The 26,489-nt window shown below is 58.2% G+C and carries 21 protein-coding genes; 13 read left to right on the top strand and 8 right to left on the bottom strand.

All coding sequences use genetic code 11. The annotated features are described in order from the left end of the window. Positions 1-80: 80 nt before the first annotated feature. The 3 genes from sixA (at position 81) to DBR30_RS10665 (ending at position 1,970) form a co-directional block, all read left to right on the top strand. Positions 81-548, top strand: a complete 468-nt coding sequence (gene sixA, locus DBR30_RS10655; protein WP_005336999.1) for a phosphohistidine phosphatase SixA — start codon at positions 81-83, stop codon at positions 546-548. A gap of 133 nt (positions 549-681) precedes the next feature. Further along, a complete protein-coding gene (locus DBR30_RS10660) occupies positions 682-888 on the top strand; it encodes a DUF1107 domain-containing protein (protein ID WP_005336998.1) in 207 nt (68 codons plus the stop codon). A gap of 164 nt (positions 889-1,052) precedes the next feature. Then, positions 1,053-1,970 carry a DMT family transporter gene (locus DBR30_RS10665; protein WP_108539586.1) on the top strand — a complete coding sequence of 306 codons (918 nt, stop codon included), beginning with the start codon at positions 1,053-1,055 and terminating at the stop codon, positions 1,968-1,970. Between the two features lie 103 nt (positions 1,971-2,073). Here DBR30_RS10665 and DBR30_RS10670 read toward each other — a convergent pair whose 3' ends face one another. Next, positions 2,074-3,690 carry a peptide ABC transporter substrate-binding protein gene (locus DBR30_RS10670; RefSeq protein ID WP_108539583.1) on the bottom strand — a complete coding sequence of 539 codons (1,617 nt, stop codon included), beginning with the start codon at positions 3,688-3,690 and terminating at the stop codon, positions 2,074-2,076. A 382-nt stretch (positions 3,691-4,072) separates the two neighbouring features. Here DBR30_RS10670 and fbp point away from each other — a divergent pair, with 382 nt between their 5' ends. Next, positions 4,073-5,107, top strand: coding sequence for a class 1 fructose-bisphosphatase (gene fbp, locus DBR30_RS10675; RefSeq protein WP_005336993.1), 1,035 nt, complete (start codon positions 4,073-4,075; stop codon positions 5,105-5,107). 100 nt (positions 5,108-5,207) lie between these two features. On the opposite strand, the gene mfd is transcribed toward fbp, so the two are convergent. Together mfd and DBR30_RS10685 are read right to left on the bottom strand one after the other, a co-directional pair. Further along, positions 5,208-8,690 carry a transcription-repair coupling factor gene (gene mfd, locus DBR30_RS10680; RefSeq protein ID WP_181363545.1) on the bottom strand — a complete coding sequence of 1,161 codons (3,483 nt, stop codon included), beginning with the start codon at positions 8,688-8,690 and terminating at the stop codon, positions 5,208-5,210. A gap of 34 nt (positions 8,691-8,724) precedes the next feature. Beyond that, entirely contained in the window at positions 8,725-9,300 is a 576-nt protein-coding gene (locus DBR30_RS10685) for a hypothetical protein (protein ID WP_064336238.1), read from the bottom strand. A 76-nt stretch (positions 9,301-9,376) separates the two neighbouring features. Here DBR30_RS10685 and DBR30_RS10690 point away from each other — a divergent pair, with 76 nt between their 5' ends. From DBR30_RS10690 to lolE, 3 genes are all read left to right on the top strand, one after another. After that, positions 9,377-10,612, top strand: a complete 1,236-nt coding sequence (locus DBR30_RS10690; protein ID WP_108539577.1) for a lipoprotein-releasing ABC transporter permease subunit — start codon at positions 9,377-9,379, stop codon at positions 10,610-10,612. An 88-nt stretch (positions 10,613-10,700) separates the two neighbouring features. Then, positions 10,701-11,399 (top strand): lipoprotein-releasing ABC transporter ATP-binding protein LolD, encoded by a 699-nt coding sequence (gene lolD, locus DBR30_RS10695; RefSeq protein ID WP_181363543.1) that lies wholly within the window; start codon positions 10,701-10,703, stop codon positions 11,397-11,399. Beyond that, positions 11,399-12,640, top strand: a complete 1,242-nt coding sequence (gene lolE / locus DBR30_RS10700) for a lipoprotein-releasing ABC transporter permease subunit LolE (RefSeq protein WP_108539571.1) — start codon at positions 11,399-11,401, stop codon at positions 12,638-12,640. The genes lolD and lolE overlap by 1 nt, the downstream gene beginning before the upstream one ends. Before the next feature lie 88 nt (positions 12,641-12,728). On the opposite strand, the gene yfbR is transcribed toward lolE, so the two are convergent. Further along, the gene (gene yfbR / locus DBR30_RS10705) at positions 12,729-13,319 is read right to left on the bottom strand and encodes a 5'-deoxynucleotidase (protein WP_047436789.1); all 591 of its coding nucleotides are present in this window, start codon (positions 13,317-13,319) and stop codon (positions 12,729-12,731) included. Between the two features lie 92 nt (positions 13,320-13,411). Further along, a complete protein-coding gene (locus tag DBR30_RS10710; protein ID WP_005336982.1) occupies positions 13,412-13,846 on the bottom strand; it encodes a YccF domain-containing protein in 435 nt (144 codons plus the stop codon). A gap of 441 nt (positions 13,847-14,287) precedes the next feature. On the opposite strand from DBR30_RS10710, the gene tig reads away from it, so the two are divergent. The 6 genes from tig to ppiD all read left to right on the top strand — a co-directional run bounded on the left by tig (position 14,288) and on the right by ppiD (position 22,726). Then, positions 14,288-15,598 carry a trigger factor gene (gene tig, locus DBR30_RS10720; RefSeq protein ID WP_108539568.1) on the top strand — a complete coding sequence of 437 codons (1,311 nt, stop codon included), beginning with the start codon at positions 14,288-14,290 and terminating at the stop codon, positions 15,596-15,598. A gap of 86 nt (positions 15,599-15,684) precedes the next feature. Next, entirely contained in the window at positions 15,685-16,308 is a 624-nt protein-coding gene (gene clpP / locus DBR30_RS10725; RefSeq protein WP_005336979.1) for an ATP-dependent Clp endopeptidase proteolytic subunit ClpP, read from the top strand. A gap of 70 nt (positions 16,309-16,378) precedes the next feature. Then, positions 16,379-17,653 carry an ATP-dependent protease ATP-binding subunit ClpX gene (gene clpX, locus DBR30_RS10730; protein ID WP_005336977.1) on the top strand — a complete coding sequence of 425 codons (1,275 nt, stop codon included), beginning with the start codon at positions 16,379-16,381 and terminating at the stop codon, positions 17,651-17,653. Between the two features lie 141 nt (positions 17,654-17,794). After that, positions 17,795-20,149 carry an endopeptidase La gene (gene lon / locus DBR30_RS10735; protein WP_108539565.1) on the top strand — a complete coding sequence of 785 codons (2,355 nt, stop codon included), beginning with the start codon at positions 17,795-17,797 and terminating at the stop codon, positions 20,147-20,149. A gap of 240 nt (positions 20,150-20,389) precedes the next feature. Continuing rightward, entirely contained in the window at positions 20,390-20,662 is a 273-nt protein-coding gene (hupB, locus tag DBR30_RS10740) for a nucleoid-associated protein HU-beta (protein ID WP_005315375.1), read from the top strand. A gap of 150 nt (positions 20,663-20,812) precedes the next feature. Further along, on the top strand, positions 20,813-22,726 hold the full coding sequence (gene ppiD, locus DBR30_RS10745; RefSeq protein WP_181363544.1) for a peptidylprolyl isomerase: 1,914 nt from the start codon (positions 20,813-20,815) through the stop codon (positions 22,724-22,726). A 237-nt stretch (positions 22,727-22,963) separates the two neighbouring features. On the opposite strand, the gene DBR30_RS10750 is transcribed toward ppiD, so the two are convergent. From DBR30_RS10750 to DBR30_RS22050, 3 genes are all read right to left on the bottom strand, one after another. Next, positions 22,964-24,556, bottom strand: coding sequence for an ABC-F family ATPase (locus DBR30_RS10750; RefSeq protein WP_005336974.1), 1,593 nt, complete (start codon positions 24,554-24,556; stop codon positions 22,964-22,966). Positions 24,557-24,721: 165 nt separating this feature from the next. Next, entirely contained in the window at positions 24,722-26,374 is a 1,653-nt protein-coding gene (locus DBR30_RS10755; protein WP_108541797.1) for a cation acetate symporter, read from the bottom strand. Next, the coding region (locus tag DBR30_RS22050) for a DUF485 domain-containing protein (protein ID WP_258224392.1) at positions 26,371-26,489 on the bottom strand (119 nt) is incomplete at its 5' end. The genes DBR30_RS22050 and DBR30_RS10755, both read right to left, overlap by 4 nt.

Genomic DNA, 26,489 nt, shown 5'->3' on the forward strand with positions numbered 1-26,489 from the left:
GAGGTAGCGCAATTGTTTCCACACCCGTGGCGGGGTAAGATCCCCCGGCTATCAAAACAGGCCCGTTGGGCGAGGTTGTAATGAAGATCTATATCATGCGTCATGGCCAGGCTGGCATGAATGCGAAAACAGATGAACAGCGTCCATTGACCGAGCAGGGTATTGAAGAGTCTATCCAGATGGCCCGCTGGCTGGCGCCTCAGCTGATTGGCCCGCTGGATCGGGTGATCCACAGCAACTATCTGCGGGCACGCCAAACCTGGCAAGCCATATGCAGTGAATTGCCTGACGCAGCAGCCGTTGAAGAGAGTGGCGACATTACCCCTTACGGTGATCCCGCTTTTGTGGCCAGCTACCTCACCACTTTGGCTGAACAACATGACCAGATCCTGATGGTCAGCCATCTGCCGCTGGTGGGTTATCTGGTGCAAAGCCTCTGCCCGGCCGCAGGAGCACCCATGTTCGCCACCTCGGGGATCGCCTGTATCGAGTGGCTTGATGGCAAAGGAGCCTTGCTCTGGCTCGAAGGGCCGCATACAATAGGCTAAAAGTTAATAAAAAGTTATAGATTGAATTTTTTGGGAAGAGATGGGCGATTTTTCCGGATTTTTATAAATACTTTACGGAATTAATTCGCAGAAGCTGCTGTCATACGGATACAACTGCAAGAGGTTGCAAACGATGAGAGTGTTCAAGAAGTACCTGCCACTGATGGTGGCAAAGCATGTCAAAACCTTCTTTAAAGGTCGGATTTACATCCATGGTCGGGGGCGGTTTGATTTCCAATCTGGTTTGTTGCTGATGCCGAATCCGGCGGATATTCCCCACCGCCAGACAGTCACCGAGGTCAATGAGCTGATCTCAAGACTGCACATGGATGCCGCGTGATGCGCTTCTGAACCTGTTTCTGCACTGATATGCCCGCACTTTTGCGGGCATATTTGTTTCTGGCGACTGGCGTTCACCATTTGGCTGTTCAGGCCCACACCTTTGTTTCTCTCCCATCGCCCCCTATACTGGCCCGCTGTTGTCTCTTCGGTCTGGATCCTCTCATGCCCCTTGCCTTTCTGTTTCCCTTCTCCTGCATTGCCATCTGGGCTGGCAATGGCATCGTCAGCAAACTGGCGGTTGGTGTGTTGTCCCCGGCAGCCTTGGCCTGGTCGCGCTGGGTGGTGGCTGCGCTGGTATTAAGTCCGTTTCTGGCCCGTCGGGTATGGCGTGCGCGTGCCCGCATTCGTGCCGGCCTTTGGCAGATCGCCATGCTGGCTTCGCTGGGCATGGTGCTCAACCAGACTTTTGGTTACTACGCGGCGCAAACGCTGGGAGCCACCGAGATGGGGTTGATGATGGGACTGACGCCGCTGCTGACCGTGTTGTTCAGCATCTGGCTGCTGCGCGAGCGGCCCACCTGGGGCGCCGTGCTGGGGGCGCTGCTTTCCATCCTTGGCTTGTCTATCTTGCTGGGGCAGGGGGATCCGACCCGGCTGTTTACCCAAGGCATTCATATCGGCTCTGTCTATATGCTGATTTCGGCCGGTACTTATGCCCTTTACAGCGTGCTGCTCAAGAAGTGGGATCTGGGGCTCGACAACTGGTCGTTGCTCTACGGTCAGGTGATCTGCAGTGTGGTGATCCTGACCCCCTTCTTTTTGCTGGTGGATGGCCAGTGGCCAGATGGGCGGGCCCTGTGGCTGATCCTCTATGCCGGGATCCCCACTTCGGCGCTCTCACCCTGGCTCTGGATGCAGGGTATCGCCCTGCTCGGTGCCAACCGTACCGCCATCTTTATGAACCTGCTGCCGGTGATGACGGCTGGCCTTGCCATCACCCTGCTGGGTGAGCGGTTGACCAACTATCACCTGATCGGGGGTGGGCTGACCCTGCTGGGTGTTTTGCTGGCACAGTTGCTGGTGCGTCCGGTGGTGATGGGTCGTCGCCGGGTGGTGCTGGCTCCTTGTCCCGAAGAGTAATCTTGCGTGAAAGCGTAGAGGGGCCAAGTGGCCTGCTTGGCCTTCAATGAAAAGCGCCTGCAGCAATGCAGGCGCTTTTTTATGGTTACATCTTCCTAGCCGGTTACTGGGCAACCAGATAGAGCTCCTTGCTGTAGACCACATCCTGCGGGTTAAGGTGGGGGTAGCCTTTCACGAAAGGCTTGAGCAACCTGGATTTGACCGAGAAATAGATGGGGGCGATGGGGGCATCCGCATCAATGAGTGCCTCTGCCTGTTGATACAGGGCATTGCGTTCAGCGGGATCCAGCGAGTCGTGGGCCTTGGCCAGCAGGGCGTCGTACTCCTTGTTGAACCACTTGCCGCTGTTGGCACTGCTGCTGGAGGTCATGATATCGAGGAAGGTGGAGGCGTCGTTATAATCCCCGTTCCAGCCATAGCGGCTAACGCCAAAATCCCCCTCGTTCAGTGCCGAGACCATGGTCTTCCACTCCATGTTGTTGAGGGTGGCAGTGACCCCCAGGTTGTGTTTCCACATGGAGGAGACGGCCAGCGCAATCTTTTTGTGGCTCTCGTTGGTGTTGTAGAGAATGTCCACTGTGAGTGGCTTGTCCGGGCCATAACCTGCTTCGGTCAGCAGGGCTTTGGCCTGCTTGATCCGCTCCTCTTTGCTCTGCAGCTGGCTAGCCGGTTTTTTCAATTCAAAACCGTCCACAATGGGGGGCGTGAAGCTATATGCGGCAATTTGTCCCTGTCCCAGGATCTTGTCGGTGATGGTCTCCCGGTCGATGGCGAGCGAGAGCGCCTTGCGTACTTTCGGGTCATCGAACGGTTTGCGCTGGGTATTGAAGACATAGTAATAGCTGGCCAGCGTGGGGACGCTGACCAGTTCTTCCGGGCTCTGGCTCTTGAGCTGTTTGTACTGCTCCAGCGGATAAGTGGTGTAGTGCAGTTCACCGGTGCGATAGCGGTTGTAGGCGGCGGTTTCCGAGACGATCTCCAGATAGACCACCTTGTTCAGGACGGTATGCTGGTTGTTCCAGTAGTGGGTATTGCGCTCGGCACTCAGCCGCTCGTTGGGGGTCCACTCCTTGAGTACAAAGGCACCGTTGGAGACGATATTGCCCGGTTTGACCCAATCCTTGCCGTATTTTTCAATGGTGGCCTTGGGGGCCGGGAACGTGGTGTAGTGGGCCAGCGTCTTCAGGAAGAAGGGGACCGGATTTTTCAGGGTGACCTGCAGGGTGTGGTCATCGAGCGCCTTGATCCCGAGCTCTGACGGGCTCTTCTTGCCCTGTGTCACCTCGCTTGCATTGACCACACCGGTCAACTCGATAAACCAGGCGTAGTTGGAGGCCGTCTTGGGGTCGGCCGCCCGTTGCCAGCCGTAGACATAATCGGCGGCGGTGACTGGTTCACCGTTTGACCACTTGGCCTCGGGCCTCAGCTTGAAGGTGTAGACGGTACCTGTCTTGTCGACCTCGTAGCTGACGGCGCCTGCTGGTTTAATCTTGCCGGTATTATCCAGCTCATAGAGCCCTTCAAACAGATCGTTGACGATGGCACTACCGGCGGTCTCTTCTACCAGCTGGGGGTCGATGGTGGTGGGTTCGGTGCCGATATTGGTCACGTAGATTTGTTGGGCATCCGGCCGCAGCTTGGTACCGGCAGGCACCTGGGCAGCCCAGGCGGGAAGGGCAAACAGTCCGGCTACCATGCCGGCAATGAGAGTCTTGTTCATTGATAATCCTTGAGTTTTATTTGCTTCCAAAGCGAAATCAGTGTGCTGGATTGGCGATCGGATCTCAAGAGGCAATGGCTGAGGTAATGGCAGGCCCATCAGACTCCATTTTTAATGGCTCAAGGCCAGTCAGCTCATGGCTTGTCGCAGGTTATTGCCACGAATTAAGGGTCCGAAAGTTATCGATTGAAACCGAATAAAACGCGCCTTTTACCATAACGTGAGGCGAAATAGCCTATTTATTAGGCCGCTTAATTCGCTGCAAAAACAAAAAACAGACGTTACATTAGGTTACAAATCAAGGCCGCCGGTGATCGGCATTTTTTTTGCCGACGCCTGCAAACGTTTTCAATGCCAACGGATGCGATCTAAAGGAACAAAAATGCGAAACATGATCACCATGGGTGAGTTCATCGTCAAAAAGCAGGCGGATTATCCTACCGCGACCGGCGAGCTGACTTCGTTGCTCAGCTCGATCCGCCTTGCTGCCAAGGTGGTGAACCGGGAGATCAACAAGGCGGGACTGGCGGATATCATCGGTTCCATGGGCGCTGAAAACGTACAGGGCGAGGTGCAGCAGAAGCTGGATGTCTACGCCAACGAACGCTTCAAGGCGGCGCTGGAAGCGCGCGGCGAGGTGTGCGGCATGGCCTCGGAAGAGGAAGAGGACTTCGTGGCCTTTGACTCACCGCTCTCCAAAAACTCCAAGTATGTGGTGCTGATCGACCCGCTCGATGGCTCTTCCAATATCGACGTCAACGTCTCGGTCGGGACCATCTTCTCCATCTACCGCCGTTTGAGCCCGCAGGGTTCGCCGGTGACCCTGGAGGACTTCCTGCAGCCGGGCAACCGTCAGGTCGCCGCCGGTTATGTGGTCTACGGTTCTTCCACCATGCTGGTCTACACCACCGGCTTTGGCGTTAACGGCTTTACCTATGACCCTTCCATCGGCTGCTTCTGCCTCTCCCACGAGAACATCCGCATTCCGGAAGAGGGCAAGATCTACTCCATCAACGAGGGCAACTACATCAAGTTCCCGGACGGGGTGAAGAAGTACCTGAAATATTGCCAGGAGCGCGACGAGGCGACCCACAGACCCTACACCTCCCGCTATATCGGCTCCCTGGTCTCCGATTTCCATCGCAACCTGCTCAAGGGCGGTATCTACATCTATCCGTCCGGCACCAACTCCCCGAACGGCAAACTGCGCCTGCTCTATGAGTGCAACCCGATGGCGTTTCTGGTGGAGCAGGCCGGTGGCAAGGCCTCCGACGGTTTTGGCCGGATCATGGATATCCAGCCCACTGCGCTGCACCAGCGTACCCCTTACTTTGTTGGCTCGACCAAGATGGTGGAGCGCGCCGAGGCCTTTATGCGTGAATTCTCCGCCCATGAGGATCCAGCTAACCAGGGCTGATAGTACGCAGCTGACTGATAGCGAATAAAAAACGGGAGCCGATATGGCTCCCGTTTTAGTTGGCATTATCTCTCTGGCTCGCCGCCAGCGTTGCAGATATTCACAGGCTGTTGTTGGCCAGATCAGCCAGCAAACCATCCACCAGTTTCAGGCGCATCGCACGATCCTGGGTTGGCACCTGGAAGCGCAGCCGGGTCGGCCCGTCCATCTTGTAGACCCGTGGCTGGCTGGAGAGCAGTTTGACCAGATAGGCCGGATTGACCTTGGTCTCCTGGGTGAAGTCGAGATAGCCACCGCGCTCGCTCATCTCCACCCGGCGAATGCCAAGGGCGGTGGCACGCTGGCGGAAGGCAGCCAGCTCCAGCAGGGTTTTGGTCGCCTCCGGCAAGAGGCCAAAGCGGTCGATCAGCTCCACTTTCAGCTCGCGCAGCTCCTGCTCGTCCGCCGCACTGGCGATCCGCTTGTACATGGAGAGGCGCATGTTGACGTCCGGAATATAGTCATCCGGCAGCAGTGCAGGCAGGCGCAGTTCTACCTCGGTGTGCTGGCTCATCAGCTGCTCCAGCGATGGCTCCTTACCATTTTTCAGCGCCTCGACCGCCTGCTCCAGCATCTCCATATAGAGGGTGAAGCCGACCGATTCGATCTGGCCGCTCTGATCGTCGCCGAGCAGTTCGCCTGCGCCACGGATCTCCAGATCGTGGGTCGCCAGCGCAAAACCAGCGCCGAGATCTTCAAGCGAGGCGATCGCCTCCAGCCGCTTGGCCGCATCCTTGGTCATCAGCTTGGGATGGGGGGTGAGCAGGTAGGCATAGGCCTGATGGTGGGAGCGGCCAACCCGGCCACGCAGCTGGTGCAACTGGGCCAGACCCAGGTGATCCGCCCGATCCATGATGATGGTGTTGGCGCTCGGCACATCGATGCCGGTTTCGATGATGGTGGTGCAGACCAAGAGGTTGAAGCGCTGGTGGTAGAAGTCGGACATGATCCGCTCAAGGTCACGTTCGCGCATCTGGCCGTGGGCGATGCCGATGCGGGCCTCCGGCACCAGTTCGGCAAGGTCTGCCGCGCACTTCTCGATGCTCTCGACATCGTTGTGCAGGTAGTAGACCTGACCACCACGTTTGAGTTCACGCAGCACCGCCTCGCGCACCACAGCCGGTTCGTGCTGGCGCACGAAGGTCTTGATGGCGAGCCGCTTGGCGGGCGGAGTGGCGATGATGGAGAGATCCCGCATGCCGGACATCGCCATGTTGAGGGTGCGCGGAATAGGGGTGGCGGTGAGGGTGAGGATATCCACATCGGCCCGCAGCGCCTTGATCTTCTCCTTCTGGCGCACCCCGAATCTGTGCTCCTCATCGACGATGAGCAGTCCCAGATCCTTGAAGGTGAGTTCGGAGCCGAGCAGCTTGTGGGTGCCGATGATGATATCCACCTTGCCCTCCGCCAATTCCTTCATCACAGAGCTCTGCTCCTTGGCTGAGCGGAAGCGGCTCAGCACCTCGACCCGCACCGGCCAGTTGGCAAAGCGATCGCGGAAGTTATCGTAGTGCTGTTGCGCCAGCAGGGTGGTGGGCACCAGCACGGCGACCTGCTTGCCGCCGTGGACGGCCACAAATGCCGCCCGCATCGCCACCTCGGTCTTGCCGAAACCCACGTCGCCGCACACCAGTCTGTCCATGCTCTTGGCCTGACACATGTCCCCCAGCACCGCATTGATGGCGTTGAGCTGATCGTCGGTCTCCTCGAACGGGAAGCTGGCGGCAAACTGGCGATAGGCCTCTTTGTCGTGCTTGAAGGCAAACCCGGCGCGAGCGGCGCGGTGGGCATAGACATCGAGCAGCTCGGCTGCCACGTCGCGCACCTTCTCCGCCGCCTTGCGCCGCGCCTTGCTCCAGGCTTCACCGCCGAGCTTGTGGCTGGGCGGGTTATCAGAACCGGTGTAGCGGCTGATAAGGTGCAAACTGGTAACCGGCACGAACAGCTTGTCGCCGCCGGCATATTCGAGGGTCAAAAACTCGGTGGGCAGGCCACCGGCATCGATGGTCTCCAGCCCCAGATAGCGGCCGACCCCGTGATCCAGATGGACCACCGGCTGGCCCTGGGTCAGCTCACCCAGGTTTCTGATCACCGCATCGGAGCTCAGGTTCTTGCTCTTCTCCCGTGCTCGCTTGCTGCGCACTTTGCCGCCCAGCAGCTCGGTCTCGGTGATCAGCGCCAGTGGATCCTGACCAGCCTCCTGCCAAAGGAAGCCACGCTCAAGCGGTGCAACCAGCAGGCCGTGGCGATCCGGGCTTGCCATAAAGGCGTCGAGAGAGGGGAACTCTTTGGGTTGCAGCGAGATACGCGCCAGCAGATCGCCGAGCACCTCCCGTCGCCCTTCGGATTCCACCGCAAACAGGGTGCGCCCGGCAAAGCCTTGCAGGAACTGGTTGAGCGCCAGCAAGGGTTGCTCCTTGCTGTGATCGAGTTGCAGATCTGGTAGCGCCGAGATGGGCAGCTCGTGCTGACCGGCATCGCCCGCAGTGGCTGCCTCTTGCAGCCGCACCGCGCCATATTGGCCGAGGGAGGCAAAGAGCTGCTCCACCGGCAGATAGAGCTGGGCCGGGGGTAGCAGGGGGCGAGTGTGGTCCCAGCGTCTGTCTTCATAGCGCTGGCCGATATCGTTCCAGAAACGCTGGGCGGCGGGGTAGATATCCCCCACGGTGAGCAGCAGGGTCTCTTCCGGCAGGTAGTCAAACAGGCTGGCGGTCTGGTTGAAGAAGAGCGGCAGATAATACTCGATGCCGGCGGGCCAGCGTCCCTTGCTCACCTCCTGATAGACGGAACCCTCGGCCCGCGACAGCTCGAACTGCTCGCGGAACTGGCCGCGAAACAGTTCGATGGCCGCCTCGTCGGTAGGGTATTCCCGGGCGGGCAGCAGGCTGACCGTCTTGACCGGTTCGCTGGAGCGCTGGGTTTCGGGATCGAACGGGCGGATGGAGTCCACTTCATCGTCGAAGAAGTCGATGCGATAGGGGCTGCTGCTGCCCATGGGAAAGAGATCGAGCAGGGAGCCGCGGGCGGCAAATTCGCCATGTTCCAGCACCTGATCTACCGCCACGTAACCCGCCTCGGCCAGCCGTCCGCGCAGCTGTTGCAGGTTGAGGCGCTGGCCGGCCTTCACCATCAGGCTGTATTTGTCGAGATAGACCCGGGGGGCGCAGCGCAACATCAGGGTGGAGATGGGGACAATGAGTACCCCCTTGCTCATCTGCGGCAGCTTGTAGAGAGTCTCGAGCCGCTGGGAGATGATGTCCTGATGGGGGGAAAAGGTGTCGTAGGGCAGGGTCTCCCAATCGGGGAACAGCAATACCGGCGCAGACTGATCGGCTAGCTGCTTGTCTGCCAGCAGCTTGTTTGTCAGCAAATACTGCAGCTCCTGCTCCAAGCGCAGGGCGCTCGGGGTATCGGCAGTGATAAGCAGTACCGGCCCTTTGGCTTCATTGGTGAGACGGGCTGCAATCAGCGAGAGGCTGCTGCCGACCAGCTGGCCGAGCGTGATCTTTTGGCCCGCTTTGGCGGGCAAGGCGGGGAGTTTCATTGGCATGGTTCGATTCTTTTAACGTTGACGTTATCTATCGCTGACGTTCTTGGGCGCGCAGCTTGAGCTGCTTCGATTGCACGTGGAGGCTGGCACGAACCAGCAGTTCACGGTCATCTTCGCGGATCCGCACATAGTCGAGCTGCACATGGGTGCCATGTTCACCGCCGTCGAGCTGTTTGACCTGGCCATAGCAGTAGATGGCGGCCGCCTCTTCCCGCAGGAAGATCTTGAGACGCACGATCTGGTGCAGGTGCGGCGCATCCCCGTGACCATGATAGGGGTGCAGGTAGGTGAGTTGACCAGCCCCGAAGCGTAGGGTGTGAAAGCGCTGCTCCGGATGGTCCTGCAGGGAGAGCACATAGCCCATGATCATGTCGATCTTGCGGGACTGTTGATTGACGATCTCGATCAGATCGTGCATCGACTCGTTCTGGTTGCGCAGCAGGCGAGTGGTCACCAGATCGATGGAGGTAATGGCCGAAGAGATCCGAAAGGGCTCCGGCAGCTCAGCGTCCAGCTCCTCCAGCGAGGGGAGGTGGAAGTCGGCCGGCATGGGGATCACATTGACCGGCGTGGCATGAGTGACGCTGAAGAACTGTTCCTGCATGGAGGCTATCCCTTGTTGTCATGGACGGTTTCCCTTTATTATCCGGTATCTTATTTTGTTGGCAACGTACATATCCTTGAAGACCGGACTTTTTCAGCCCCTTTCGCTGGCCATCGGCCTGCGTTATGCAGGCTCGAAGCGCAGCAATCGCTTCGTCTCATTTATCTCCCTGTTCTCTACCTTTGGCATCGCCATCGGGGTCGCCGCCCTGATGGTGGTCATTTCGGTGATGAACGGTTTCGAAGGGCAGCTCAAAGGGCGCATCCTCGGGGTGATCCCCCATGTGGTGGTGACCAATCAGGCTGGCCGTATTGATGCAGACCCGCAAGGCTTGCCGGATCTGGCCAAATTACCCCATGTGGTCGCCTCGGCCCCCATGCTCGACAGCGAAGGGATGCTGCAAAGCCCCGGCCAGCTGACCGGGGTGAGCGTGCAGGGGATCGACCCTGCAAAGTGGCCCAAGGATGACATCCTCCACAGCCAGATGCTGGGGGGGCGCCTTGATACCCTGCAGGCCGGCCACTACCGCATCGTGCTGGGGCAGGGGGTGGCACGCCGCCTCAATGTCTCCATCGGCGATCAGGTTCGCCTGATCCTGACCGAGGGGACCCGCTTTACCCCGTTTGGCCGGGTACCGGCCCAGCGCCTCTTTACCGTCTCCGGTATCTTCGGGGTCGGCGCAGATGTGGATAACCAGATTGCGTTGATCGCCCTGGGGGATGCCCAGCGCTTGCTGCGTCTGCCGACAGAAACCGTCGGTGGCATTCGCCTTTGGCTCGATGACCCGTTTGCGGCCGATGAGGTGATCAAGACGCCGTTGCCTGACGGATTGGTCTGGCAGGATTGGCGCCGCGAGCGGGGCGAGCTGTTCCAGGCGGTCGCCATGGAAAAACGGATGATGGGGCTGATGCTGGTGCTGATCATCGCCGTCGCCACCTTCAACATCCTCTCCGCGCTGGTGATGGTGGTGACGGACAAGGAGGGCGAAGTGGCCATCCTGCGCACCATGGGCATGAGTGAATCGGGGATCGTCAAAATCTTCATGGTGCTTGGCGCCTCCAGCGGGGTGATTGGTGCCCTGTTTGGCGGACTGGCGGGCCTTGTGCTCTCCCTGGGTCTCAACCCTCTGCTCAATGCGGTGGGGCTCAACCTCTATATGGCGGCGGGCGGCAGTGGCCTGCCGGTCATTGTCGAGCCGGCTCAGGTCATCACCATTTTGCTGGGCGCCGTGCTGCTGAGCTTCAGTGCCACCCTCTATCCGGCGGCCCGCGCTGCGCGGGTGAAACCGGCCGAGGCGCTGCGTTATGAGTAATGCCGTGAATAATGCATCTTCTGTTGTGACTGGTGCCCCCGTAGTTGCGGGTGCCAGCGTTGTTACCGAGGCAAGTGGAGTCCCTGTTATGAATGAAGCCGTATCCCGTGAACCTCTGCTGCGCTGCCAGGCGCTTAATCATGTCTATAAAGAGGGGGAACTGGAGACTCAGGTGCTCAAGGGGATCGATCTCTGTGTCGCGCCCGGTGAAATGCTGGCGGTGGTGGGGAGCTCCGGCTCCGGCAAGACCACTCTGCTGCATCTGATGGGGGCCCTCGACAACCCCTCCAGTGGCGTCGTGCTGTTCAAGGGGGAGGATATCCACCATTGGGATAGCCGCACCCAGGCCCGTTTTCGCAACCGCGAGCTGGGCTTTGTCTACCAGTTCCACCACCTGCTCTCCGAGTTCAGTGCGCTGGAAAATGCGGCCATGCCGCTGCTGATCGCCGGTGAGTCGGTGGCGGTTGCCACCGAAAAGGCAACCAAGATGCTGGGGCGGGTGGGGCTCTCCCATCGCTTGAATCACCGTCCCTCCGAGCTTTCTGGTGGCGAACGTCAGCGGGTGGCGATCGCCCGAGCGCTGGTCAACGAACCGAGTCTGGTATTGGCGGACGAACCCACCGGCAATCTGGATCACGCCAGTGCCACCGCGGTGTACGAACTGCTGTGCGAACTGAATCGTGAACTGGGCACTGCGTTTGTGGTGGTGACCCACGACCTGAGCTTGGCGGCCAAGCTCCATCGCCGGGTGAACCTGGTGAGCGGCGTGATGGCGGAGGTTGCCTGATGTTCAAACCGCTGCCCCTCTTTCTGGGCCTGCGTTACAGCCGCTCCCGCCGTCGCAACGGGTTTATCGCCTTTATTTCTGCCTCTTCCCTGATCGGTATTGCCCTCGGGGTGATGGCGCTGATCCTGGGCCTCTCCGCCATGAACGGTTTCGAGCGGGAGCTTAAAGATCGGGTGCTCTCGGTCGTGCCGCAAGGTGAGCTGGACGCCGTCGAGCGGCCGCTGCCGGATTGGCCACGTCTGCGCGACTACCTGCTGGCTCAGCCGGGCGTTGAGGCGGCAGCGCCGGTCATTCGCCTCAATGGCCTGCTGGAGCATGGCTCTGCCCTCAAGGGGGTGCAACTGCGCGCCGTGCTGCCCGATCTGGAAGCCAATCTGTCGGATGCCGGCAAATACATGACGGGCCGTGGTCTGCGTGAGCTGCAACCGGGTGAACGTGGCGTGATCCTTGGCAAGACCATCGCCGACAAACTGGGCGTCAAGGTGGGGGATTCTGTTGCCCTGCTGCTGCCGCAAGGGGGCGATCAGGCGGGGATCAAGAATCCCCGCCGCGAAGCCCTGACCGTGGTGGGGCTGCTGGAGATCGGCGGTCAGCTCGACGGTCTGCTCGGCTTTATGCATCTGGCCGATGCGCAAGCGATCACCGGCATGGGCAGCGGCGTGGAGGGCTTCAGCCTGCGGGTGAGCGATGTGCTCAAGGCGCAATCCATCACCGTAGCCGCCGCGCAGCAGTTCCCTCATCACGTCTATATCCGCAGCTGGATGAACAGCCAGGGCTACCTCTATCAGGACATCCAGATGGTGCGTACCGTCATGTATGTGGTGATGCTGATGGTGGTGGCCGTCGCCTGCTTCAACATCGTTTCCACCTTGGTGATGGCGGTGAACGAGAAGCGCAGCGAAATCGCCATCCTGAAAACCATGGGGGCGAGCCCCGGCCAGATCCGGCTCACCTTCGTCATTCAGGGGATGGTCAACGGCGTGGCCGGTGCCCTGCTCGGTGCCCTGCTGGGCGGGCTGCTTTCGAGCAAGCTGACCCAGATCCTGAGCGTTGTCGAAAAGCTCATCGGCCACCGCTTCCTCAATCCGGATATCTATTTCATCGACTTCTTGCCGACCGAGTTGCATATACAGGATCTGCTTATCGTGACGGGCGCCGCCATCCTGATGAGCCTGGTGGCGACCCTCTATCCCGCCTGGCGGGCGAGCGGTCTGGTGCCATCTCGCGAGCTGGGTCACTGAGGCGCAGCATCTGATCCGACGATAAAGAACGAAGGGCCCGTCGGTGCAAACCGGCGGGCCCTGCTGTTTTCAGGTCGTGTGGACTGGCTTAGTGAGCGTTAAGCTCATCGAGCGGCAGAGAGAAGCTGGCTACGAAGGTGTCGATAAAGTAGCGCATCTCATCGCTCATCCGCGCTGCCAGCATGGCCTCGAGGCGCTTGCGAGCCGGTTCGAACTCCCGGTTGCCCGCGTTGATCTCCTCCAGACACTTGGTATAGGCGCAGAGGGTGTCGGCATCCTTGACCAGTCTGGCCAGCTCGTCATCCTGGGCTGCCGAATCGAGCAGGGGGCGAAAGTCCTCCACCAGTTCCGGCGGCAGCATGCCAAGTAGACGCTGCTCGGCGGCCAGTTCTATCTTCTTGTACTCGCGGGCAATTTCGGGGTTGAAGTATTTGACCGGGGTAGGCAGATCGCCGGTCAGCACCTCGCTACTGTCGTGGTAGAGGGCCATCACGGCGGCGCGGTCGGCATTCACGCTGCCGCCAAACAGCCGGTTTTTGATGATGCCGAGGGCATGGGCCACCATGGCCACCTGCAGGCTGTGCTCGGCAATGTTTTCCGGCTGGATGTTGCGCATCAGGGGCCAGCGGTAGATGAGTTTCATGCGGGCGAGATTGGCGAAAAAGTGGCTGGGTAACATGATGGCCTCAACAAAAGAGAATAAAAAAGGGCAGACCCTAGTCTGCCCTTTTTTTCGTTGCAAGGCAGCGTCTGCCCGCGCATTTCCAGTGTTTAGCGGATATAGCGGCCCGATTCCGCCTCCTGGTTGGTCACAATCATCTGGCCGATAGGAGCCAGGCTGATCAGCGCCAGCTTGAGGTGCTGGATACCGAATGGAATACCGATAATGGTCACGAAGCATGCCAGCGCGGAAGCGATGTGGCCGATGGCCAGCCACACGCCGATCAGCACGAACCAGAGGATATTGCCAATCAGCCCCAGAGTGCCGGTGCCGATATCGCTCTGGCCAGTCATGGTCTTGCGATTGACCGCCTGCTTGCCAAACGGGAAGAAGGTAAAGGTGCCGATCACGAAGCAGGCACGTCCCCAGGGGATGCCGACCAGCGAGATAAAGCAGACAAGACCGGCCAGCCACCAGGCCAGGCCCATAAAGACACCTCCCAGTACAAACCAGAGCAGATTGAACAAGAAGCGGAAAAAGGCCATGTGAGTGACTCCAGATCATCAATTTGGTTGTCACCATAACGAGGGAGGGGTAGGGACGCAATGGTTGATTGGTCCAATCGCCATTTGGCTGGTCAAATTGAGTCGCCGCCCGCAACGGTGGGCTGTTTTTCGGCGAAAGATGGGTAATAAAGCGGCGTTCGGATGAAAAAAGGTGAACAAACGCAAAATTATTGCCATCGGATAGTTGAAGTCGGGCTCCTCTCTCCCCATATAAAGGGCAGTTTTGCACGAATTGTGCTTGCACGCCGCTCAATGTGGGGGATGTGTGGCTCGACTCGACCAAAGTGCGCCGCTATAATGCCGCGTCATATTTTCTCATCACAAAGACATATCGTTGTCTTTATAAACAGGAAGACTCCGGGCTTTGCCCAGGGGCAATAAAGGGTCAGCACACAGTGCTGAGTTGAACGAGGTAGAAGAATGCAAGTTTCTGTAGAGACAACCCAGGGTCTGGAACGCCGTCTTACCATCACTGTACCGGCCGCTACCGTAGACGCCGCTGTGCGTAAAGAATTGAATGGCCTGGCCAAAACTCGTCGCATCGACGGTTTCCGTCCTGGCAAGGCTCCGGTTGCCATCATCAAGAAGATGTTCGGCGCCATGGCTCACGCCCGCGTTGCTGATGAAATGATGCAGAGCAACTTCATCAAAGCCATCATCGAAAACAAACTGAGCCCGGCCGGTGCCCCGACCATGGATCCGAAAGAGATCAAAGAAGGTCAGGATTTCGAATTCACCGCCACTTTCGAAGTGTATCCGGAGTTCGAAGTTGCAGGTCTCGAGACCATCAAGGTCGAGAAGCCGGTTGCTACCGTGAAGGATGAAGATCTGGCCAACATGATCGACACCCTGCGCAAGCAGCACGCTACCTGGGCTGATGCCGATGTTGCCGCTGCCAATGGCATGCGTGTGACCATGGACTTCGTCGGTTCCATCGACGGTGAAGAGTTCGACGGCGGCAAAGCTGAAGGCTTCAACCTGGTGCTGGGCGCTGGCCGCATGATCCCGGGCTTCGAAGACGCCATCCTGGGCAAGAAAGCGGGCGACGAGTTCACCATCGAAGTGACCTTCCCGGCTGACTACCACGCTGAAAACCTGAAAGGCAAAGAGGCCAAGTTCGCTTCCAAGCTGATCAAGGTTGAAGAGCAGATCCTGCCTGAGCTGACCGAAGAGTTCGTGAAGCGTTTCGGTATCGAAAGCGGTTCTGTTGAAGAGCTGAAAGCCGAAGTGCGCAAGAACATGGAGCGCGAACTGGCTCAAGCCCTGAAAAACAGCGTGAAAGAGCAGGTTCTGAACGGTCTGGTTGAAGCCAACCAAATCGACCTGCCGAAAGCAGCTGTTGCTCAAGAGATCGACGCACTGCGTCAGCAGGCTCTGCAGCGCTTCGGTGGCTTCCAGGGCGGCAACGCTCCCGAGCTGCCGGCTGAACTGTTCCAGGCTCAAGCCGAGCGTCGTGTACGCGTAGGCCTGCTGCTGGGTGACGTGATTCGTACCAACGAGATCAAGGCTGACGATGCCCGCGTAACCAGCATCATCGAGTCCATGGCGACTGCCTACGAAGATCCGAAGGAAGTGATCGAGTACTACCAGAAGAACGAACAGATGCTGAACGGCGTTCGTAACCTGGCAGTAGAAGATCAAGCTATCGACCTGATCCTGTCCAAAGCGCAAGTGACCGAAAAAGAAGTTGCCTTTGACGACGTGATCAACAAGTCTGGCGCCGCTGCCTAAGAACATTTGACTTAAGGTCAAGACTGTTAAGTATAATGGCTCGTGTGATCTCCACTCGGGCCATTTTATTTTAGGGACAATGCCTTATGTACAAGAACTATAACGATATGACCGATTCTCCCAGCAATGCGCTGGTCCCCATTGTGGTCGAACAGACTGCCAAGGGTGAACGTTCCTACGATATTTACTCCCGTCTGCTGAAAGAGCGGGTGATCTTCCTGACTGGTCAGGTTGAAGATCACATGGCCAATCTGGTGGTTGCCCAGCTGCTGTTCCTCGAGTCCGAGAATCCGGACAAGGACATCTATATCTACATCAACTCGCCGGGTGGTTCGGTGACTGCGGGCATGTCCATCTACGACACCATGCAGTTCATCAAGCCGGATGTCAGCACCGTCTGCATGGGGCAGGCCTGCTCCATGGGGGCCTTCCTGCTGGCCGGTGGCGCCAAGGGCAAGCGTTTCTGCCTGCCTAACGCCCGTGTGATGATCCACCAGCCGCTGGGTGGCTTCCAGGGTCAGGCATCTGATATCCAGATCCACGCCCAGGAGATCCTGAAGATCAAAAATACCCTGAACGAGCGCCTGGCGTTCCACACCGGTCAGGACATGGCTACCATCGAGCGTGACACCGATCGTGACAACTTCATGTCCGCCGAGCAGGCCGTGGCCTATGGTCTGGTTGACGGTGTCCTGAGCCAGCGTAGCTGAGCAGGGTGTCCCGGTCTGTTGTAAACTCAACAGGCCGATCCATCCTCTATTGATAAAACGAGGTTGCTGAATGACAGAGAAACGCAAGGGTGAGGGTGATAAGCTGCTCTACTGCTCTTTTTGCGGCAAAAGCCAGCATGAAGTGCGCAAGCTGATCGCTGGCCCTTCCGTCTACATATGTGATGAGTGCGTCGAGCTGTGCAACGACATCATCCGCGAAGAGATCCGCGAGATCTCGCCCAAGCGCGATGGTAACGAGCTGCCGACCCCTCATCAGATCCGCGCTCATCTCGATGACTATGTGATAGGGCAGGAGTACGCCAAGAAGGTGTTGGCCGTTGCCGTCTACAACCACTACAAGCGTCTGCGCAACAGCGGCGAAAACAGTGGTGTGGAGCTCGGCAAATCCAACATCCTGCTGATTGGCCCGACCGGTAGCGGTAAAACCCTGCTGGCCGAGACTCTGGCTCGTCTGCTGGATGTGCCGTTCACCATGGCCGATGCGACCACCCTGACCGAAGCCGGTTATGTGGGCGAGGACGTGGAGAACATCATCCAGAAGCTGCTGCAAAAGTGCGACTACGACGTAGAGAAGGCCCAGCGTGGCATCGTCTATATCGACGAGATCGACAAGATCTCCCGCAAGTCGGACAACCCCTCCATCACCCGCGATGTCTCCGGGGAAGGGGTACAGCAGGCACTGCTCAAGCTGATCGAAGGGACCATCGCTTCCGTGCCGCCGCAAGGTGGTCGCAAGCATCCGCAGCAGGAGTTCTTGCAGGTTGATACCTCCAAGATCCTCTTCATCTGTGGCGGTGCCTTTGCTGGTCTGGACAAGGTGATCGAGCAGCGTTCCGTGAAGGGAACCGGTATCGGTTTTGGCGCCGAGGTGAAATCCAAGGATGCCAAGGCCACCCTGAGCGAGACCTTCGCCAAGGTAGAGCCGGAAGATCTGATCAAGTATGGTCTGATCCCCGAGTTCATCGGCCGTCTGCCGGTGGTCGCGACCCTGACCGAGCTGGACGAGTCTGCCCTTATCCAGATCCTGAAAGAGCCGAAAAACGCGCTGACCAAACAGTACGCTGCGTTGTTCGATCTGGAAGGGGTTGAACTGGAGTTTCGTGACGATGCGCTCAACGCCATTGCCCGCAAGGCGATGGAGCGTAAAACCGGTGCTCGTGGTCTGCGTTCCATTGTGGAAGCCGTGCTGCTGGATACCATGTATGACCTGCCTTCTCTGGAAGGGGTCAGCAAGGTGGTGATCGACGAGACCGTGATCAAAGGGGACTCTGCGCCCTTGATGATCTACGAGAATCCCGAGACTCAGGCTGCTGCATCAGAGTAAATGTCTGATTTTTAATCAAATGGAAGGGGCTTTTTGCCCCTTTCATGCTTTTTACGGTTTCGGCGATTGAATCTCATCTCAGCGCCCCCATATACTCAGCCAAGCGCTTTGCCAACGGTATAACAAGCCGAGAGGACATATATGAACCTAGAGCGTTCAGAACGCATCGAGATTCCCGTCCTGCCTCTTCGTGACGTGGTGGTTTATCCCCACATGGTCATTCCACTCTTTGTGGGGCGGGAAAAATCCATTCGCTGTCTGGAAGCGGCCATGGAGCAGGACAAGAAAGTTCTGCTGGTGGCCCAGAAGGATGCGTCAACCGATGAGCCAACGGTGGAGGAGATCTTCACCGTCGGGACAGTGGCCAATATTCTGCAGATGCTCAAGCTGCCGGACGGCACCGTCAAGGTGCTGGTAGAGGGGGGGCAGCGTGCCCGCCTGGAGCGGATGATCGACGACAAGGATTTCTTTGTCTGCGAGGCCCAGTACATCCCCTCCCAAGCCATTGAGGAGAAGGATCAGGAAGTACTGGTTCGCTCCGCCATCGGCCAGTTTGAAGGCTATATCAAGCTCAACAAGAAGATCCCGCCTGAGGTACTGACCTCGATCTCGGCGATCGACGATGCTGCGCGTCTGGCTGACACCATGGCGGCCCACATGCCGCTCAAGCTGGAAGACAAGCAGAAGGTGCTGGAGATCGTCTCGGTCTCCGAGCGCATCGAATTCCTGATGGCGATGATGGAGTCGGAGATTGACCTGCTGCAGGTCGAGAAGCGCATCCGTACTCGCGTCAAGAAGCAGATGGAAAAGAGCCAGCGCGAGTATTACCTCAACGAGCAGATGAAGGCCATCCAGAAAGAGCTGGGTGAACTGGAAGATAGCCCGGATGAATTTGAAGCCCTCAATCGCAAGATTGAAGAGGCTGGCATGCCGGAAGATGCCCGTGAAAAGGCCCAGGCCGAGCTTGCCAAGCTGAAGATGATGTCTCCAATGTCCGCCGAGGCTACCGTGGTTCGCAGCTATGTGGACTGGATGGTACAGGTGCCGTGGAAGGCGCGCTCCAAGGTCAAGAAAGACCTTGGCAAGGCGCAAGAGGTGCTGGATGCCGATCACTATGGCCTCGAGAAGGTCAAGGATCGCATCCTCGAATATCTGGCGGTACAGGCACGGGTGAACAAGCTCAAGGGCCCTATCCTCTGTCTGGTTGGGCCTCCCGGTGTAGGCAAGACCTCGCTGGGCCAATCCATCGCCAAGGCGACAGGCCGCAAATATGTGCGGATGGCCCTGGGTGGGGTGCGTGACGAAGCGGAGATCCGCGGTCACCGCCGTACCTATATCGGTTCCATGCCCGGCAAGCTCATCCAGAAGATGGCGAAAGTCGGCGTGAAGAACCCGCTGTTCCTGCTCGACGAGATCGACAAGATGAGCTCGGACATGCGTGGCGATCCCGCATCCGCCTTGCTGGAAGTGCTGGATCCGGAACAGAACAACAGCTTCAACGATCACTACCTGGAAGTGGATTATGACCTGTCGGACGTGATGTTCGTGGCTACCTCCAACTCCATGAACATCCCGGGCCCCTTGCTGGACCGGATGGAAGTGATCCGTCTCTCCGGTTACACCGAAGATGAGAAGCTCAACATTGCCAAGCAGCATCTGGTTGCCAAGCAGATCCAGCGCAACGGCTTGAAAGAGTTCGAGATCACCATCGAAGATTCTGCCCTGGTCGGAGTGATCCGCTACTACACCCGTGAGGCGGGTGTGCGGAGTCTGGAGCGCGAGATCTCCAAGATTTGTCGCAAGGCGGTCAAGCGTATCCTGCTGGACAAGAGTATCAAGCACGTTCAGGTCAATCAGGAGAACCTCAAGGAGTTCCTCGGGGTGCAGCGTTTCGATTACGGCAAGGCCACCGACCAGAACCAGGTGGGTCAGGTGTGTGGTCTGGCGTGGACCGAAGTGGGGGGCGATCTGCTCACCATCGAGACCACCAACATGCCGGGCAAGGGCAAGCTCACTTATACCGGTTCTCTCGGTGACGTGATGCAGGAGTCCATCCAGGCGGCCATGACGGTCGTACGGGCCCGTGCCGAGAAGCTGCGCATCAACGCCGACTTCTACGAGAAGCGCGATATCCACGTGCACGTACCGGAAGGGGCTACCCCGAAAGATGGTCCGAGCGCCGGTATCGCCATGTGTACTGCCCTGGTCTCCAGCTTGACCGGTAATCCGGTTCGTGCTGATGTGGCGATGACAGGGGAGATCACCTTGCGCGGCGAAGTGCTGCCCATCGGTGGTCTCAAGGAGAAGTTGCTGGCAGCCCACCGTGGCGGCATCAAGCGAGTGCTTATTCCGAAAGAGAACGAGCGTGACCTTGAGGAGATCCCGGCAAACGTCAAACAAGACCTTGAAATTTATCCGGTTCGCTGGATTGACGAGGTGCTGGAATTGGCGTTGCAGGACAATCCACAGGGGTTTGAGCGCGTTTCTGTCGTGTAAATGTTGATGCGCCGCAAATTTGGCGCATTCGGCGGGTGGTTAAGGCTTGCATGCGCCCGATAACGGAAGTAGCCTTGACCACCGATCGGGTACTCGTGATGAGTCGCAATGCGTTGTGTGGCGCGGGTTTGCGCCAGATTGTCACTTGCAACTGATCAGGAGGCTTGCTATAAAACCTCCACTTGTTGTGGCCAGGGAAATCAGCGCCGCAGCGGTGTTTGATAAAAGGGGAATATAAGAGTGAATAAATCTCAACTGATTGACAAGATTGCAGACGGTGCTGATATCTCCAAAGCTGCCGCTGGCCGTGCGTTGGATGCCTTCATTGATGCTGTTGGTGAAGCGCTGAAAGAGGGTGACCAGGTTGCTCTGGTTGGTTTCGGTACTTTCGCTGTACGCGAGCGTGCTGCCCGTTCAGGCCGTAACCCGCAGACTGGCGCGACCATCGAAATCGCTGCTGGTAAAGTTCCTGCCTTCAAAGCCGGTAAGGCCCTGAAAGACGCTGTTAACTAAGTCGGTCGCTGATATCCGTCGGCTACCGTCCTTGGTCGCAGACCAGACAAGTTAGAGAGTCTTCTCTCATACTGATTGACCAAGGCGCATCGCAATCGGTGCGCCTTTTTATTGTTTACGCCCATCGAGTTCGGGAGCATAAGTACAAACATGATGTTGGATAAACTACGCGAAGGGGCGCAGGGCAAGGTAGCCAAGGTTATCTTGGGCCTGATCATCCTCTCCTTTGCCTTGGCTGGTGTAGGTAGTTACCTGAACGGCCCGGCCCGTACCGCCCCCGCCACCGTCAATGGCACCGAGATCAGTGCTGCGGCACTGGAAAATGCCTACCGTAACGAGCGCGCCCGCATGGAATCCCAGATGGGAGAGGCATTCAGCCAGTTGGCCGCGAACCCCGATTACATGAAACAGTTCCGCCGTGGAGTGCTGGATCGGCTGATCGATCAGGCGCTGCTGGACAGCAAGGCCCGTGAACTGGGTCTGCGTATCAGCGATGAACAGATCAAGCAAGCCATCGTGGCCATGCCGGAATTTGCCGAGAACGGCAAGTTCAACAATGACCGCTATCTGCAGCTGATCCGTCGTGCCGGCATGACTCCTGAAATGTTCCGTGACTCCCTGCGTCAGGACATGGTGCGTCAACAGTTGATGAGCGCTCTGCTGGGTACCGAATTCTCCCTCAAGGGTGAAGCGGAGCAGCTCGACAAGCTCTACAACCAGACTCGCGATCTGCGTCTGGTGCGTCTGGCTGCTGCCAACTACATGGCTGACGTTCAGGTCTCCGACAACGAGCTGGAGCAGTACTACAAGACCAATGGCGCCCGTTTCATGAACGACGAGCAGGTCAAGGTTGACTATCTGCTGCTGGACGCTGCCAACCTCGCCAAGGATATCAAGGTCACCGAGCAGGATGCCCAGGATTACTACGATCAGCACCAAGATCTGTTCCAGCGTGCCGAGCGTCGCCACGTGGCTCACATCCTGATCCCGTTTGGCAAGGACGAGAAAGCGGCCGAGCAGAAAGCTGAAGCCGTGCTGGCCAAAGCCAAGGCGGGCGATGATTTCGCTGCGCTGGCCAAGGCTGACTCTTCCGATACCTTCTCTGCCAAAAAAGGCGGCGAGCTGGACTGGTTCGAGAAAGGGGTGATGGATCCGGCCTTCGAGAAAGCCGCGTTTGCCCTGAACAAGGCTGGCGATCTCTCCGGCGTGGTGAAGAGCCCGTTCGGTTTCCACATCATCAAGCTGCTGGGGGTTGAAGCAGCACAGACCAAGCCGTTTGCCGATGTGAAAGAAGAGACCATTACTCGTCTGCAAGCTGACAAGGCCAAGGAGAAGTTCTTCGCCGAGCAGCAGAAGATGGCTGACAACAGCTTCGAAAACCCGGACTCGCTGGATCTGACCGCTGATGCCATGGGGATGAAGGTTCAATCTTCCGATTTCTTCACCCAGGCGACTGCTCCGGCTCCGCTGAACGATCCCAAGGTGCTCTCCGTGGCATTTTCCGAACAGCTGCGCGATGACAACACCAACTCCGACGTGATCGAGCTGGCTGACGGCAAGGCGCTGGTGCTGCACATCACTGGTCACAAGCCCAAAGCGGTCAAGCCGCTGGCAGAGGTGAAAGAGCAGGTGATTGCCGCCATCAAGCATGACAAGGCTAGCGAAGTGGCCCGTGGCAAGGCCCAGGGCCTGCTGGACAAGCTGAAAGTCGGTGAGAGCATCACAGCCGATCTGACTGCACTCGGTCTGAAAGTGGAGACCCACAAAGGGGTTGCCCGCTTCGATCGCGAGTTGGATCAGAACCTGATTGCCCAAGCGTTCACACTGCCTCATCCGGTCGACGGCAAGCCGAGCGTGGCTCTGGTTGCCGAGACCAATGGTGACCGCGTTGTAGTTGCGCTGGACAAGGTCAACGTCCCTGCCGCCGCATCCGGCATGGCCGCCATGCTGCAAGCTCAGCTGGGTCAGGGCAAAGCCCAGGTGGATTACAAGTCTCTGATCGACGAGCTGCGCAAAGCTGCCAAGATCGAGTACTTCACCAGTGTGGAAGCAACCGTCGAGTAATCGGCACTGCGCAATCCATTGAAAACGGCTCCGTGATGGAGCCGTCTTTTTATCTGTGGGCAAGAGGGGGGAGACTCAAGCTCTGTGCTCTGTGCTCTGTGCTCTGTGCTCTGTGCTCTGTTCTGTGGCGTGTATTCACACCGCGGTTATACGCCATCTCAGTCGTCTAAAAACGGGATATAAAAAAACCGGCACCTGAGTGCCAGTTTTGCATTGCGCACTTGCGCAGGAGCGGGGTTATACCACGCCCTGGGTGCGCAGGTAATCCTCGTAGGTGCCGCCGAAGTCGCGGATACCATCTTCGCTCAGCTCCAGAATGCGGGTCGCCAGAGAGGAGACGAATTCGCGGTCGTGGGAGACGAAGATCAGGGTGCCCTTGTACATCTCGAGTGCCAGGTTCAAGGATTCGATAGATTCCATGTCCAGGTGGTTGGTCGGCTCATCCATGATCAGGATGTTGGGGCGCTGCATCATCAGCTTGCCGAACAGCATGCGGCCCTGTTCACCACCGGAGAGTACCTTGACCGGCTTCTTGATGTCGTCCTGGGAGAAGAGTAGACGGCCCAATACGGAGCGCACAGCCTGCTCGTCTTCGTTATCCTGTTTCCACTGGGCCATCCAGTCGAACACGTTGAGGTCGGTATCGAAATCTTCGGCGTGATCCTGAGCGTAGTAACCGATCTGGGCGTTTTCGGACCACTTGATGGTACCGGTATCCGGTGCCAGATCCCCGACCAGCGTCTTGATCAGGGTCGATTTACCGATACCGTTGGTACCCAGAATGGCGACCTTCTCACCCACTTCCAGCATCATGTTGAGGCCCTTGAACAGGGGCGCCTCGCCATAACCTTTGGACAGGCCTTCGATCTCCAGAATGTTGCGGTAGAGCTTCTTCTCCTGCTCGAAGCGGATGAAGGGGTTCTGACGGCTGGATACCTTCACTTCCTCAATCTTGATCTTGTCGATCTGCTTGAGGCGGGAGGTCGCCTGGCTGGACTTGGAGGCGTTGGCACTGAAACGGGAGACGAAGGATTGCAGATCGGCGATCTGGGCCTTCTTCTTGGCGTTGTCTGCCAGCAGACGCTCGCGCGCCTGAGTGGCGGCCAGCATGTAGTCATCGTAGTTGCCCGGGTAGACGCGCAGCTCGCCGTAGTCCAGATCCGCCATGTGGGTACAGACGGAGTTCAGGAAGTGACGGTCGTGAGAGATGATGATCATGGTGCTTTCACGTTCGTTGAGCACCTGCTCCAGCCAGCGAATGGTGTTGATATCCAGGTTGTTGGTCGGTTCGTCCAGCAGCAGGATATCGGGGTTGGAGAAGAGCGCCTGGGCCAGCAGCACCCGCAGTTTCCAGCCCGGGGCCACTTCGCTCATCGGACCGTTGTGCTGCTCGATGGGAATACCGGCACCCAGCAGCAGTTCACCTGCGCGAGATTCGGCGGTATAGCCGTCATACTCGGCGACCAGACCTTCCAGCTCGGCGGCCTTCATGTAGTCGTCGTCGGTCGCTTCGAGGTTAGCGTAGATGGCATCGCGCTCGGCGATGGCCGCCCACAGCTCGGTGTGACCCATCATGACCACGTCCAGTACGCGCATATCTTCGTAGGCGAACTGATCCTGACGCAGCTTACCGATACGCTCGTTGACGTCCAGGCTCACATTACCGCCAGTGGGCTCCAGATCACCGCCGAGGATCTTCATAAAGGTGGACTTGCCACAGCCGTTGGCGCCGATAAGGCCATAGCGGTTGCCGCCGCCAAACTTGACGTTGATGTTCTCAAACAGCGGCTTGGCGCCGAACTGCATGGTGATGTTGTTGCTACTTAACAAGGTATGTGTCCCGATTGGTCTGTCAAATGGCGCGCATTATGGCACAGATCCCCCGAAAGTTTTAGCGAGAAGTGTGATCTTGATCGGGGCAAGCGGGACGTGCAGCCGATTGATGGGCAATAAAAAAAGCCGGCACGAGGCCGGCTTGGTAGAGTGATTGACTCATCAGTGGGAGGTGGCGCCAGAGGCACCCAGCCCGGTTTGGGAGCGAACGAACTGCGGCAGGAACTTGGCGTGTTCGTCGGCGGCGTTCTGGGAGCTGTCGGTGATGGAGAAGAACCAGATCCCGACGAAGGCCAACCCCATAGAGAAGAGGGCAGGGTATTCGTAGGGGAAGATGGCCTGGGCATGGCCCAACACTTTCACCCACACGGTCGGGCCCAGGATCATCAGGGTTACTGCGCTCACCAGCCCCAGCCAGCCACCGTATACGGCGCCACGGGTGGTCAGGCGTGACCAGAACATGGAGAGGAACAGCACCGGGAAGTTGCAGCTGGCGGCGATGGAGAAAGCCAGACCCACCATGAAGGCGATGTTCTGCTTCTCGAACAGGATCCCCAGACCAATGGCAACTACGCCCAGCACCAGAGTCGTCATCTTGGAGACACGCAGTTCATCGGTCTCGTTAGCCTTGCCCTTCTTCAACACGCTGGCATAGAGGTCATGGGAGACCGCAGAGGCACCGGCCAGGGTCAATCCGGCGACTACCGCCAGAATGGTGGCAAATGCCACGGCAGAGATGAAGCCGAGGAACAGACTTCCACCCACTGCATCAGCCAGGTGGACGGCTGCCATGTTGGTGCCGCCCAGCAGGGCGCCGGTGGCATCCTTGAAGGCCGGATTGGTGCTGACCAGCAGGATGGCGCCAAAACCGATGATGAAGGTGAGAATGTAGAAGTAACCGATAAAGCCAGTGGCGTAGAACACCGATTTACGTGCCTCTTTGGCATCGCTCACAGTGAAGAAGCGCATCAGGATGTGGGGCAGGCCGGCGGTACCGAACATCAATGCCAGACCGAGCGAGATGGCGGAGATGGGGTCGGAGACCAGCCCGCCCGGGCTCATGATGGCGGAGCCTTTCTCGTGCACTTTGACCGCTTCGCTAAACAGGGCGCCGATGTCGAAGTTGACTGACTTCATCACCATGATGGCCATAAAGCTAGCACCGGAGAGCAGCATCACTGCCTTGATGATCTGCACCCAGGTGGTGGCCAGCATGCCGCCAAACAGCACGTAGAGCACCATCAGGATACCGACCAGCACCACGGCCACATGGTATTGCAGGCCAAACAGCAGCTCGATCAGTTTGCCGGCACCGACCATCTGGGCGATCAGATAGAGGGCGACCACCACCAGCGAACCACAGGCGGAGAGGGTACGCACTTCAGTCTGCTTGAGACGATAGGAGGCGACATCGGCAAAGGTGTATTTGCCGAGGTTGCGCAGCCGTTCGGCGATCAGGAACAGAATGATGGGCCAGCCCACCAGAAAACCTATGGAGTAAATCAGGCCATCGTAGCCGGAGGTGTAGACCAGCGCGGAGATCCCGAGGAAGGAGGCGGCGGACATATAGTCACCGGCGATGGCCAGACCGTTCTGGAAGCCGGTGATACGGCCACCGGCCGCATAGTAGTCGGAAGCCGAGCGGTTGCGCTTGGAGGCCCAGTAGGTGATGAACAGGGTAGCGGCCACAAACACCAGAAACATCACGATGGCGGCGACATTAAGGGGCTGACGCTCCACGGCGCCAGAGATTGCATCGGCCGCCAGCAGGGGAGAGGAGGCCAGTGAGGTCAACAGCAGCAACTTGCCTTTCATGATTGCACCCCTTTGAGGATCTTCTGGTTCAGTTCATCAAACTCGCCGTTGGCGCGAAAGACATAGACGCCGGTCAACACGAAGGAGGAGAGGATCAATCCTACCCCGACAGGAA

Source organism: Aeromonas sp. HMWF017, from assembly GCF_003061465.1.
In the GTDB taxonomy this organism is placed as follows: Bacteria; Pseudomonadota; Gammaproteobacteria; order Enterobacterales; family Aeromonadaceae; genus Aeromonas; species Aeromonas veronii.

Coding starts and splice junctions, on each gene's coding strand:
- clpP (WP_005336979.1), top strand. CDS start 15,685: ATGTACAAGAACTATAACGATATGACCGATTCTCCCAGCAATGCGCTG.
- mfd (WP_181363545.1), bottom strand. CDS start 8,690: ATGAAACTCCCCGCCTTGCCCGCCAAAGCGGGCCAAAAGATCACGCTC.
- ppiD (WP_181363544.1), top strand. CDS start 20,813: ATGATGTTGGATAAACTACGCGAAGGGGCGCAGGGCAAGGTAGCCAAG.
- sixA (WP_005336999.1), top strand. CDS start 81: ATGAAGATCTATATCATGCGTCATGGCCAGGCTGGCATGAATGCGAAA.
- clpX (WP_005336977.1), top strand. CDS start 16,379: ATGACAGAGAAACGCAAGGGTGAGGGTGATAAGCTGCTCTACTGCTCT.
- DBR30_RS10665 (WP_108539586.1), top strand. CDS start 1,053: ATGCCCCTTGCCTTTCTGTTTCCCTTCTCCTGCATTGCCATCTGGGCT.
- DBR30_RS10710 (WP_005336982.1), bottom strand. CDS start 13,846: ATGGCCTTTTTCCGCTTCTTGTTCAATCTGCTCTGGTTTGTACTGGGA.
- DBR30_RS10685 (WP_064336238.1), bottom strand. CDS start 9,300: ATGCAGGAACAGTTCTTCAGCGTCACTCATGCCACGCCGGTCAATGTG.
- lolE (WP_108539571.1), top strand. CDS start 11,399: ATGTTCAAACCGCTGCCCCTCTTTCTGGGCCTGCGTTACAGCCGCTCC.
- tig (WP_108539568.1), top strand. CDS start 14,288: ATGCAAGTTTCTGTAGAGACAACCCAGGGTCTGGAACGCCGTCTTACC.
- DBR30_RS10660 (WP_005336998.1), top strand. CDS start 682: ATGAGAGTGTTCAAGAAGTACCTGCCACTGATGGTGGCAAAGCATGTC.
- yfbR (WP_047436789.1), bottom strand. CDS start 13,319: ATGTTACCCAGCCACTTTTTCGCCAATCTCGCCCGCATGAAACTCATC.
- lolD (WP_181363543.1), top strand. CDS start 10,701: ATGAATGAAGCCGTATCCCGTGAACCTCTGCTGCGCTGCCAGGCGCTT.
- fbp (WP_005336993.1), top strand. CDS start 4,073: ATGCGAAACATGATCACCATGGGTGAGTTCATCGTCAAAAAGCAGGCG.
- DBR30_RS10755 (WP_108541797.1), bottom strand. CDS start 26,374: ATGAAAGGCAAGTTGCTGCTGTTGACCTCACTGGCCTCCTCTCCCCTG.
- lon (WP_108539565.1), top strand. CDS start 17,795: ATGAACCTAGAGCGTTCAGAACGCATCGAGATTCCCGTCCTGCCTCTT.
- DBR30_RS10670 (WP_108539583.1), bottom strand. CDS start 3,690: ATGAACAAGACTCTCATTGCCGGCATGGTAGCCGGACTGTTTGCCCTT.